Below are 11,300 nucleotides of genomic sequence, written 5' to 3' on the forward strand. Positions count from 1 at the left end.
AGTAAAATGAAGATAAGACAATTATTCAAAAAAAATATTGCGCGTGAAATTAAAGGCGTCATCAAAGTCGGTCAGGAAGCGGAAAATGATGTCCGCCAAGAGTTGGATGAATATGTAGTCACCGATGAATTGCTGGGGCATTTTGTTTACTTCTTCAAACAATATCTGAAATCACTGGATGTGCCAACGGATCAGATGGGCGTCTGGATTTCCGGCTTCTTTGGTTCCGGGAAATCGCATTTCTTGAAAATCCTGTCTTATTTATTGGACAGCAATCTTGAAGTAGACGGAAAAAAGGCGGTCGAGTTCTTCAAAGAGAAAATTCAGGATCAAACCTTATTGGATCAAATGCAGCAAGTGGCGGATGCACCAAGCGATATTATCTTGTTCAACACGCCTTCGAAATCGGAGGATGATAACGGCGACAGCAAGCTTTCGATCGTCAAAGTCTTCAACAAAGTCTTCAATGAAAAGTTGGGCTATTCCGCCAGCATCCCTTGGGTTGCACAAATGGAAGAAATCCTGGATCAGAATGGCCAATACGTGCCTTTTAAGCAAGTCTTCCAAGCGAAGTCTGATCTTGCCTGGGAAGATGCTCGCGAGGAAATTTATTACAACGAAGATATGATTGTGGAAACCCTTGTTGAAGTCGCCAACATGAGCGAAGAGAGCGCCCGCCGCTGGATCGACAACGGTGAAGAAAGCTATGAAATCAGTGTGGATTCCTTCGCAAAACGCATCAAAAAATATGTGGATAAACAGCCGGCTGACTATCACTTGGTCTTTTTGGCCGATGAAATGGGGCAGTTCGTCTCCGATGATGTTCACCGCATGCTGGACCTGCAAACAATCGTTGAAGATTTGGGCAAGTACACGCTCGGAAAGGTTTGGGTCATCGTAACGAGCCAACAAGACATCGATGAACTTGAAAAAGATATCCATTCTTCTCAGGACTTCTCCAAAATCCAAGGCCGCTTCAATACGCGATTGAGCTTGAGCTCCGCTAATGCGGATGAAGTAATCAAAAAACGTCTGTTGGAAAAGAATGATACAGGCAAAGATGCAGTGCAGTTATTGTATACAGGCGAAGTTCAAGCCTCATTACGCAACAAAATCAACTTTTCCGATGGGACCATTTCATTGAAAAAATATGATTCCCTGAAGGATTTCAGTGAATTTTATCCGATGATCCCGTATCAATTAGATTTGCTACAGCAAGTGTTCACGAAAATCCGTGAGAACAGTTCGGCCGGGAAGCACTTTGCCAGTGGAGAGCGGAATTTGTTGGGTGCGGTCCAATATGCCGCGTTGGAATATGCCGAAAAGGATCTGGGTATCCTGATTCCCTTCCAAACTTTCTATGGTCACCTTGACCAAGGGTTGGATCACTCCGTCCGCGCGACTATCATCAAAGCACAGTCCACTCCGACGCTGCAATCTTTTGATGTTGATGTACTGAAAGTCCTCTATCTGATCCGCTATTTGAAATCCGTTCCGAGCACAGTTGAGAACATCACGACTTTGATGTTGGATGAACTGGATGCCGACCGATTGAAATTGACGGAAGATATCACGGCTGCCTTAGACCGTTTGACAAAAGAGTACTTGGTGCAACGCACGGGTTTGGAATATCTGTTCTTGACGAATGAAGAGCAGGACATCAATCGTGAAATCAACCATATGGATATACCGACTTCAAAGATGCAATCCTATATCGGCGAAATGATCTATGACACCGTGTTGGAACTGAAGAAATATAAATACGTACCTTTTGCGGAGAAGAAGACTGTCGCTTATGACTTTGACTGCGCTAAATGGATCGACGAATCCGCACGCGGCAATGCGACTGCAGAAATCGGCATTCATGTGGTGACGCCATACAGTGATGATTACCGCAACCGTGAAACGCTTCAACAATTGTCTACGCGCGAAAACCGTTTGGTCATTGCATTGGGCGATTCAGGAACGTTCTACGACGACACGATGATGCTATTGAAAATAAATGAGTACTTGCGCAACCAATCGAGCAAACAAAATTCAGGCATGAAACGCGAAATCATCGACCGCAAATCCAACGAACGGAATGACCTGATGAAGTCCGTTGAACGCCAAGTACGCGAAACGGTCCAAAATGCCACCTATTACATCAACGGCAGTGAAGTGTCCCTAGCTGGTAATCCGACCACAAAGGTAGATCAAGGACTTCATGATGTTGTCGAAAATATGTATCTGAAAATCAAGTACATCAATAAGTTCTATGACCGTGATGACTTCAACGGGGTCATTTCACAAGGCCAAATCAACTTCCTGCACGACAATTCGGATGATCCGAATCGTTTGGCAACAGATGCCTTGGAGCAATACGTCAAACAACATACGGAACGCAAGATGATCACGTCCTTATTCGAAATCGTCCAAGTGTTCGGAAAAGCGCCATATGGTTGGCGTGAGGATGATATTTTGGTCAGTTTGATTCGCTTACTGAAAGACGAAAAAATTCAGTTCAAGTCCAGCGGTAATACGATGAACATTCATGATGCCATGTTCCCAAGAACAATCAAACAGAATCCATCACAAGCAAAAATCATGGTCGAAAAACGCAAAGTCATCGGGGAAGAACTGATTCGCAATGCGAAAACCATCGCAAAAGAGATGTACGGGAAAAATCTCGTGTCTGAAAAAGAAGATGACTTGAAAGAAGAAACAATGCGGTTATTTGTCGGTACCCAAAAAACAATGGTAAACTTGCTGGATGAATATCGTCACCGCAGCTACCCTGGTGAAAAGGAAATCGAAGCGTTATTGCAGACACTGAAAGAAATCCTAAAGTATCAGGATGCCGATCAATTCTTCAGATGTCTATTTGACAAGCGTGATGAGTTACTGGATCTGTATGATGATATCCAGCCCGTCCAAGCGTTCTTCGAATCCCAGAAGCCGGTATTCGATACCAGCTTCAAGCTGCGCAAACGCTATGAAATCGATAAAGATTTATTGCAGACTGCCGAAGCGAAAGAAGCTGGCAATCGCATTTCGGAAATATTGGCGATGAACATGCCGTATGACTTCATCAAAGAATTACCTGATCTGAATATGCAATACGAGCAGGCCTTGATAGCTGAATTGGACAAAGAATCCGAACCCTTGCTGGAAGTGATCCAACAAAAAGTTGCTACTTTGGAGGACACAATTACAGCAATGGAAACAGTCAGAGCTAAATTTGAACCGGTGATCAAAGAGCGTTTCACGCTTTTGAAGAATAAGATATTGAGTGCGGAAACACTGACGGATCTTTTCTCCTATCGGTCACAAATCGATCATTTGACGCAACTGTTGAGTACGCAAATCAATGATTTCATCTCGAAATTGCTGCCCCCACCTATAATCGACCCTGTAATAGACCCAATAATAGGTCCTATAGTAATCGTAGATCCGGTAAAGGTAATAGCCAAGAAACCGGAATTTGTGCATAAAAACAAACTGATTCCGCAAAACTACGAGAAAATCGAAACGGAAGCAGAGTTGAATGCCCTATTACTTGCCATCCACGACGAGCTGGAAAAGGTTCTTGAACAAGGCAAGACCATTCGTTTCATCTAATGATTACAAAATTGCAACAAAGTGAGGGTAATGATGGATAATACAGCTTTAAAGAAATTTGCAGTTAGTGCCCGACACAAAATATCAACTGGTGTCCGCAATCGTGCGGCCCAGTTCGGTATCACCGAGCAAGGGATTGCCCCTATACAATCCCTTGCTGACGGTTTTATCGTAAATGGACACATCTTTGATAACAAGACACAAACACAATATGAACATCTACGCAGAAGAGTTGAGATCGATGGTTATGAAGCTGTCATGGAAACGGCAAGCTACACTTGGTTCAATCGTCTGGTTGCTTTACGTTTCATGGAAGTCCATGATTACTTGCCGATCCGAACACGCATCTTATCGTCTTTGAAGGCGAATAAGGTGGAGCCCGATGCCGTTACGGAAGTCCTGCAGTTGGTAGATGAGTTGTCGCTCGATAAGGAATTGATCTATCACCTACAAGATACGCATAACACGAATGAATTATTTAAATACATCATCGAAAAACAAGGGATGCAACTGGAAAAAATGCTGCCGAATGTCTTTTCTCCCGTAGAAGGAGATTTTTATCTGCTCCTACCGAATGACTTGTTGCAAGACATCGGGATCATCAGAGACTTGATTACGCTTATATCTGAAGAATCATGGGATGATATCGAAATCGTCGGCTGGTTGTATCAATTCTACGTTTCTGAAGAAAAAGACCAAATTTTTTCTGACTTGAAGAAGAACAAGAAAATCGGCAAACAATCGATTGGGCCTGCTACACAACTATTCACGCCTAAATGGATTGTAGAATATCTTGTCGATAATTCACTAGGCCGTTTATGGATTGAGAATAATGCATCCAGTAATCTGAAGGATAAATTGCACTACTATTTGGATGCAGCGGAACAAACTCCGGAAGTTATGGAACAACTAGCAGCCCTAAAGTATGAAAAATTTAAACCGGAAGATATCAAAGTGATGGACCCCGCCATGGGTTCGGGTCACATGCTGCTTCATGCTTTCGACGTTCTTCGGGAAATTTATCTGGAACGAGGATACAACCCAAGAGAAATACCGCAGTTGATTGTGGAAAATAATTTGTATGGAATCGATATCGACAAACGTGCGGCGCAATTAGCTTCATTCGCAATTGCCATGAAGGCCCGCTCTTATGACAGACGATTCTTTAGTCGAGAGGTTACGTTTAATCTGATTGGATTCGAAGAAAGCAATGGCTTGGTATTATTCCATAATACATCGTTACCTAACGAAGATGCGGTTAATGCGGAGTTAGAAAACCTATACGCACAATTTTTTGATGCGAAGATCTATGGTTCTATTCTAAGACTTGAATTTATTGAAGTGAAGCTTATCGAGGAAGCTATCCAGTATTTAAGGACCAGCCCTGTTGAAGATATCATAGAACAAGGTTATCTAAATTTTGAGATTCCCATTATTGAGGAACTTCTTGAACAGCACAGATTGCTAACAATGAGATATGGTGTTGTTGTTACGAATCCACCGTATATGGGATCTAATGGAATGGATAGCAAATTGTCAAGCTATGTTAAAAAAAATTATCCGAATACAAAATCAGATTTATTCGCTGTTTTTATGGACGTATCTACGATATTGGCCAATCATAATGGTTATTATGCGATGATTAATCAACAGTCATGGATGTTTCTAAATTCATTTCAGAGACTGAGAGAGTCTATCCTAAAGAATCAAACAATTATTGATATGGCGCATACAGGAACTAGAACTTTTCCGGAAGTAGGGGGAGAGGTTGTTCAGAATACTGCATTTGTTTTATTAAACAGTCTTATTGATTCATATAAAGGACGATATGCTAGGTTAATTGAAATTAATAGAACCGAAGAAAAAGCAGCTGCCATTTTAAATGTTAAATATACTTATCATTCAGATCAGAAAAAATTTAGTATTATACCCGGAGCACCTATTGCATATTGGGTAAGTGATAAAATTTATGATAGTTTTAAATATGACACAATTGAGAAATATGCCATTTCTGATGGACAAACAAAAACTGGTGATAATAATAAATACTTGAGATTGATTTGGGAAGTAGAACGCAAAACTATTGGGAAAGGAAAAAAATGGGTAATCCACGCAAAAGGCGGAGGATATAGACGTTGGTTTGGAAATGTAGACACAATCATTGATTGGTCAGAAAAAGCAAAAAGTCATTACAGAAAAGACCACGTGGCGAGAATTGCTCCTGAGTATATTTGGTTCAGAAGAGGCGTTAGTTGGAATTTGATATCGAGTAGCGAGAGATTTAGCGTTAGATTACTGGAAAATGATTCAACCTTTAATTTAGCAGCCCCATCAATCTTTTTTGATGATGAGAATTTGAATGATTATGTCCTAGCGTTGTTAAATTCCAAATATGCTGAAAAAATTATTAGAATTCTTAATCCTACCCTCAATACTAATATTGGCGATGTGATGTCAATTCCTTTAAAAATTTCAAGAGATAATGAAATAATTGAGCTAGCTAGGGTGAATATTGCTATCTCAAAAAATGATTGGAATTCTTTTGAAACATCGTTGAATTTTGAAAAACATCCTTTAGTAACAGAGTCAAATCGTTATTCAAAAATATCTGAAACTTATGCAAAATGGAATGCTATTACGGAAGAACGATTCAACCAATTGAAAATGAATGAAGAAAAATTAAATCGAATTTTCATTGATATTTATAGCCTTCAAGATGAACTGACTCCAGAAGTTGAAGATAAAGACGTCACGGTTCGTAAAGCAGATGTGAAACGTGATATTAGGAATTTCTTATCTTATTTAATCGGAGTTGTCTTCGGTCGCTATCGATTGGATAAACAAGGGCTTGCCTTTGCGGGTGGAGAATTCAAAATTGATGAATATGGTTCGTACAAACCAGATAAAGATAACATCATTCCGATTACGGCTGAGCACTACTTTGAAGACGATATCGTTTCGAAAATTACTGAATTGGTTACTATCATTTATGGTAAGGATACATTGAATGAAAACCTTCAGTTCATCGCAACTCACTTAGGTATGAAGGAATCAGAAACGGCTGAAGATACGATTCGCCGCTACTTCATGAAGGATTTCTACAAGGATCATCTGAAGATTTATCAAAAACGTCCGATCTATTGGCAGTTCAGCAGCGGGAAGAAGGGCGCTTTTAAGGGTTTGATGTACTTGCACCGCTATGATAAGTACACGCTTGCGCGCATCCGTACCGACTATGTCCTGAAGCTGACGACCACTTTGAACCAACTGATCGAACATGCGCAGGTCATCATCGATGGTAACGTTTCCGCCAAAGAAGTGGCGCGTGCGCGTAAGGAAAGAGAAACCTATGAAGCGCAGCTACAGGAGTTGCGTGAATACGATCTGATCTTGAAGCAATTGGCCGATCAGGAAATCGATTTGGATTTGGATGACGGCGTAAAATTGAACTATGCCAAATTTCAAGAGATCCCATTCAAAAAAGACAATGGCCGATCTGAGAAAATGAACTTGTTCGAAAAAATCTAAAAATTAAAAAAGTTGCCAAAACAGGAGAAAGTTTCCTGGTGGCAACTTTTTTGCGTTTGCCAATAGAGAATGTTCTTTTTGGCAACAAATAAAATTGTGGTTCTTTCGCATTTGCTTTAAGATAAAGAGAGATATTTTTTTGAGGGGATAATGGATATGTATGAAGCAGAAAAAAGGTTGCAGGAAGTTTTTCAGCAACCATTGAAGGACTATCAGAAGCGCCATATCGTCTTCTGGTATGATAAATCCCAATCATTTTCGGATGAACTGAAGGAATATCAGCTAGAGGATGTGTTGGTATTGCGCTGCGATGACCAGCATTATTTTGAAACGAAGTATTTGATGGAACATGTGTATCCCGAACAGAACGTACTCATCTATTTTGAAATCGAACGGCCGGAGAACGAAAAGAATCCTTTGTTGGATATGTATTTTTTTAGCCAAGAATTCAAGATGGACCCGATGGAGAACTTGAAGGATGAGTTGGGCATCAGGTTTGAGACCAGTGATGTGTTCTTCAAATCCTATCAATTATTCTTCAACAATAAAAAGCGCCGCAATCAATTTGCGACTGTATTGGCAGAGAAACAGGACATCACCGAAACTGATTTGGAGCTAGCGGTGCTATGCGTGTTGACGAAGACAAAGGAATTGACTGCTTTTGGCGTCTTCCGCTCACTCTTCACGGAATATGGGACAGGACAGGACAACCTGTGGCAACAAGTGATCAAATTCGGCAGAGTGGATGCGTTTTGGCATTTGGCTAAATTATCCTTCGGTTATGTGCAAGCTGCACCAAGCATCGCCACTTTGGTCCAAGCCATATTCCAAACGAAGTTGGATGCAGAATTCGAAGCGAAAGTCCCTGCGAATTGGGATAAGCAGTTGCTGAGCCAAGCGAATAACTGCGTGGTCTTTTTGAACCGTTGGATGAACCTGCGCGACGAACAGGACAGCTACAATCGACTGTCAGATAACGTCTTCGAAGAGTTGCAGATCGTGAAATGGATGAAAAATAAGCCGGCGAAATGGTTGGCGCAATCGGATACGTTCCAAGCATTTGACAAGCAACTAGTGGAAGTGATCGCGCTGCAATTGGCGGAAGATGCCATTCTGTTTGATGAATTCGAGAACATCGTGATGAATCGCAGGTCATCTTATTGGTTTGAAGTTTTTGCCAATGAATATGAAGCATTGTTGACGGCCAGCCGCTTGTTGAAGCAAGTCCATCTGATCGAAAAAGAAGGTTTCCCGTATCAGAAAGAGGCGTTCTGGAAAAAATATGAGGAACACTACTATCTATTGGACAGCTATTATCGCCAATTCTACGTTGCCTTTGACAAGGGGATCGCATTGTCCGATGCCTTTGCATCCTTGCGCACGACGGTAGAGAACTATTATAAAAATGGCTTCCTTGCCAAGATGGCTGAGACCTGGATGACATTCTTCAATGAAGAAGCTACTTTTTCAGTTGAAAACACATTGAAGCAGGAACGTTTTTACAAGGATTGGGTCAGCACGTACGCCGTAAAAGAGAACCGGATCTTTGTGATCATCTCGGATGCTTTGCGCTACGAAGTGGCTGTTGAGTTGGGACAGCAACTGGAGGCAAGCACGCACTATAATGTGACGACGCACGCTCTCCAGGGAGTCGTTCCATCCTACACCGAACTGGGCATGGCAAGTCTCTTGCCGCATCATCAGTTAAGCCTGTCCGCAGCTGGCGAGGTTGTTGCCGATGATTTGGGCACAAAAGGCCTGCACCAACGGAATGCAGTACTGGAAGCCAAGTTGGGTGTAGATAGAGCGAAGGCTGTCGACGCCAAAGAGGTGTTGAACAGTTCCAGAAGCGAACTGCGGGAAATGTTTAAAGGCAGCAACTCGATCTACTACATCTATCACAATACAATTGATGCAATCGGGGATCATGCCACCAGCGAAAGCCATGTTTTTGAGGCTGTCGAACTTGCGCAGCAGGAACTCATTCGGCTGATCGACAAACTCTTCAACGGTGTCAGTGCTGTTCGCTTCATCGTGACGGCTGATCACGGCTTCCTTTACACGCGGGATGCCCTGCGTACGTTGGATAAAGTGAATGCCGACAGAACTGACGTCATCGCATCGAACCGCCGCTTCTTCACGAATCGGGAAGCAGACAGCCAGAACCCGGCTTTGCTGGACTTCAAAGTGGATGCCTTGGCGGATGAGGATGTTTATGTGCATATCCCAAGAGGGGCCGCTCGATTGGCCATTCAAGGCGGAGGGTCCAACTTTGTTCACGGCGGTATTTTGCCGCAAGAAGTGATGATACCTGTCTTGGAAATCACGACGGAGCGCGGAAAAGAAATGCATAGATCGGTGGATGTGCAGTTGATCAGCAACACCGACCGCATCACGAACATCGTTACCTATCTTGATTTCTTACAGGTACAAGCCGTTTCATCGGAACGAAGGGCAAGGAAAGTAAAATTATACTTTATCGATGACCAAGACACCATCATTTCCAATGAGGTCACACTGTTGGCGGATTCGCCCAATGAACAGGCCAGTGATCGGATGGTCCGCGACAAATTTGTCTTGATGAGCCAATCCTATAATTTGCTTAGCGAGTACCATTTCATCATGCTCGATCTCGAGACGGACGAAGAAATCACCCGCAAGAAATTTGTGATTGATTTGCCGGATGCAGGATTATTTTAATAACACTGTTTAAATTTTTGGATAATAAAGTCTAAGAAAGTGTTTGCATTTCATTAAATAGTAGGTTATAGTTTGTTTATAAAGTTTTAGCCGACTTTATAAGGAAATTATAGTAAGAGCTCCCTTCGGGGACTCTCGCAAAGCTCTAACCCCAGTTTCTTCGGAAGCTGGGGTTATCTTTTTCCATTTTTTTGAAAAATAAGGTTAATAATTTGATTTATTTGACATTAAATGTATTTTTAAGTAAAATTAATTGAAAATATGATTTTAGGAGGAAAGTCATGGCAAAAAGAGGAATAGCAAAATTACCTATCACGGTACCGAATGACAAAGCACTTGAAATTTTTCAATTATTGGCAGAAGTGAACAAAAAAATAGGCCGGATGAAAAGTGAATTTAATCATTCCGTTGTGAATGACTCCGTCGTAAATATGTTCTCTTTGAAAGAATCTGTGCAATCCACCCGGATCGAAGGAACACAAGTCACTTTTACAGATATGGTAGAAGAAAGAGGCAATAAGAATCCTAGTTGGGAAAATATAGAAGTATTGAATTATCAGGAAGCCTTGCAGCAAGGTGCTTCAAGCATCAAAACAGGTTATCCCATCAGTACACGTTTAATCAAAGAATTGCACCGGACCTTGATGGAAAACGCGAGAGGCTCCAATGCATCCGGCGGCGAATTTCGGAAAATACAGAATTTCATCGGTCCGAGCAACAAAATAGAAGATGCTGTGTATATTCCTATCGGTGCGAATGAAATCGATGAATATATGGAGAATTTAGATTTCTTCATGAATAGCGTTCCGCACAGTAGTTTCCGGAAGTTCAATAAAACGGACGGATTTGTATTTGATGAAGAATGCGATCCGATCATTAAAGCCGCTGTCATGCACGCCCAGTTTGAGTCGATCCATCCATTTTTGGATGGCAACGGCAGGTTGGGAAGAATTTTGATCGCGCTCATCGCTATTAAAGAAGATTTGGTGGATGTTCCGGTGTTCTTTGTGAGTGAAGAGCTGGAAAAAGAACGTGCTCGCTATTATGCCATGCTGAACGGGGTAAGAGGAGACAACCCTGATTGGTATTCTTGGATCAAGTTTTTTATCACCGCATGCGGACGGATGGCTGATTCTTTGTTGAGCAAATTGAAAGCAGTCGAAGAACTCGCCTCGAATGGATTAAAAAAATGTTCGTTAGAATCGGAGAAAAATATTTGGCTTTATACTTTTTCCGACCCCTACACAACAGCAGCTCGCGTAGCGGAAAACTTGCATCTTGCTCCTGGCACCGCCAGAAAGGGATTAAAAGCCTTATCTGATGCAGGTCTTTTGTATACAGACGAGACTGCAATCAGAAACAGGAAGTACCGCAACTACGATTTGATGAGAATATTAAACTGATTAAAATATCTGTCAGTCAATCTAGGCCTCTTCGGAGGTCTATTTTTATATTGATAAAAACGTTTTCTT

The 11,300-nt window shown here is 41.8% G+C and carries 4 protein-coding genes; all 4 read left to right on the forward strand.

From position 1 onward, the window contains the following. The first annotated feature begins 6 nt into the window (after window positions 1-6). The 4 genes from brxC (at window position 7) to PH235_RS06050 (ending at window position 11,231) form a co-directional block, all read left to right on the forward strand. The gene (gene brxC / locus PH235_RS06035) at window positions 7-3,600 is read left to right on the forward strand and encodes a BREX system P-loop protein BrxC (RefSeq protein WP_272161471.1); all 3,594 of its coding nucleotides are present in this window, start codon (window positions 7-9) and stop codon (window positions 3,598-3,600) included. A gap of 33 nt (window positions 3,601-3,633) precedes the next feature. Then, window positions 3,634-7,128 (forward strand): BREX-1 system adenine-specific DNA-methyltransferase PglX, encoded by a 3,495-nt coding sequence (pglX, locus tag PH235_RS06040; protein ID WP_272161472.1) that lies wholly within the window; start codon window positions 3,634-3,636, stop codon window positions 7,126-7,128. Window positions 7,129-7,284: 156 nt separating this feature from the next. Continuing rightward, the gene (gene pglZ / locus PH235_RS06045) at window positions 7,285-9,828 is read left to right on the forward strand and encodes a BREX-1 system phosphatase PglZ type A (RefSeq protein WP_272161473.1); all 2,544 of its coding nucleotides are present in this window, start codon (window positions 7,285-7,287) and stop codon (window positions 9,826-9,828) included. Window positions 9,829-10,109: 281 nt separating this feature from the next. After that, on the forward strand, window positions 10,110-11,231 hold the full coding sequence (locus PH235_RS06050) for a Fic family protein (protein ID WP_272161474.1): 1,122 nt from the start codon (window positions 10,110-10,112) through the stop codon (window positions 11,229-11,231). Window positions 11,232-11,300 lie beyond the last annotated feature (69 nt).

This window comes from Trichococcus sp. K1Tr (genome assembly GCF_028309625.1).
Classification (GTDB): domain Bacteria; phylum Bacillota; class Bacilli; order Lactobacillales; family Aerococcaceae; genus Trichococcus.

Excerpts from the sequence above, each read along its gene's own strand:
- brxC (WP_272161471.1), top strand. The coding sequence starts at position 7 with ATGAAGATAAGACAATTATTCAAAAAAAATATTGCGCGTGAAATTAAA.
- pglX (WP_272161472.1), top strand. The coding sequence starts at position 3,634 with ATGGATAATACAGCTTTAAAGAAATTTGCAGTTAGTGCCCGACACAAA.
- pglZ (WP_272161473.1), top strand. The coding sequence starts at position 7,285 with ATGTATGAAGCAGAAAAAAGGTTGCAGGAAGTTTTTCAGCAACCATTG.
- PH235_RS06050 (WP_272161474.1), top strand. The coding sequence starts at position 10,110 with ATGGCAAAAAGAGGAATAGCAAAATTACCTATCACGGTACCGAATGAC.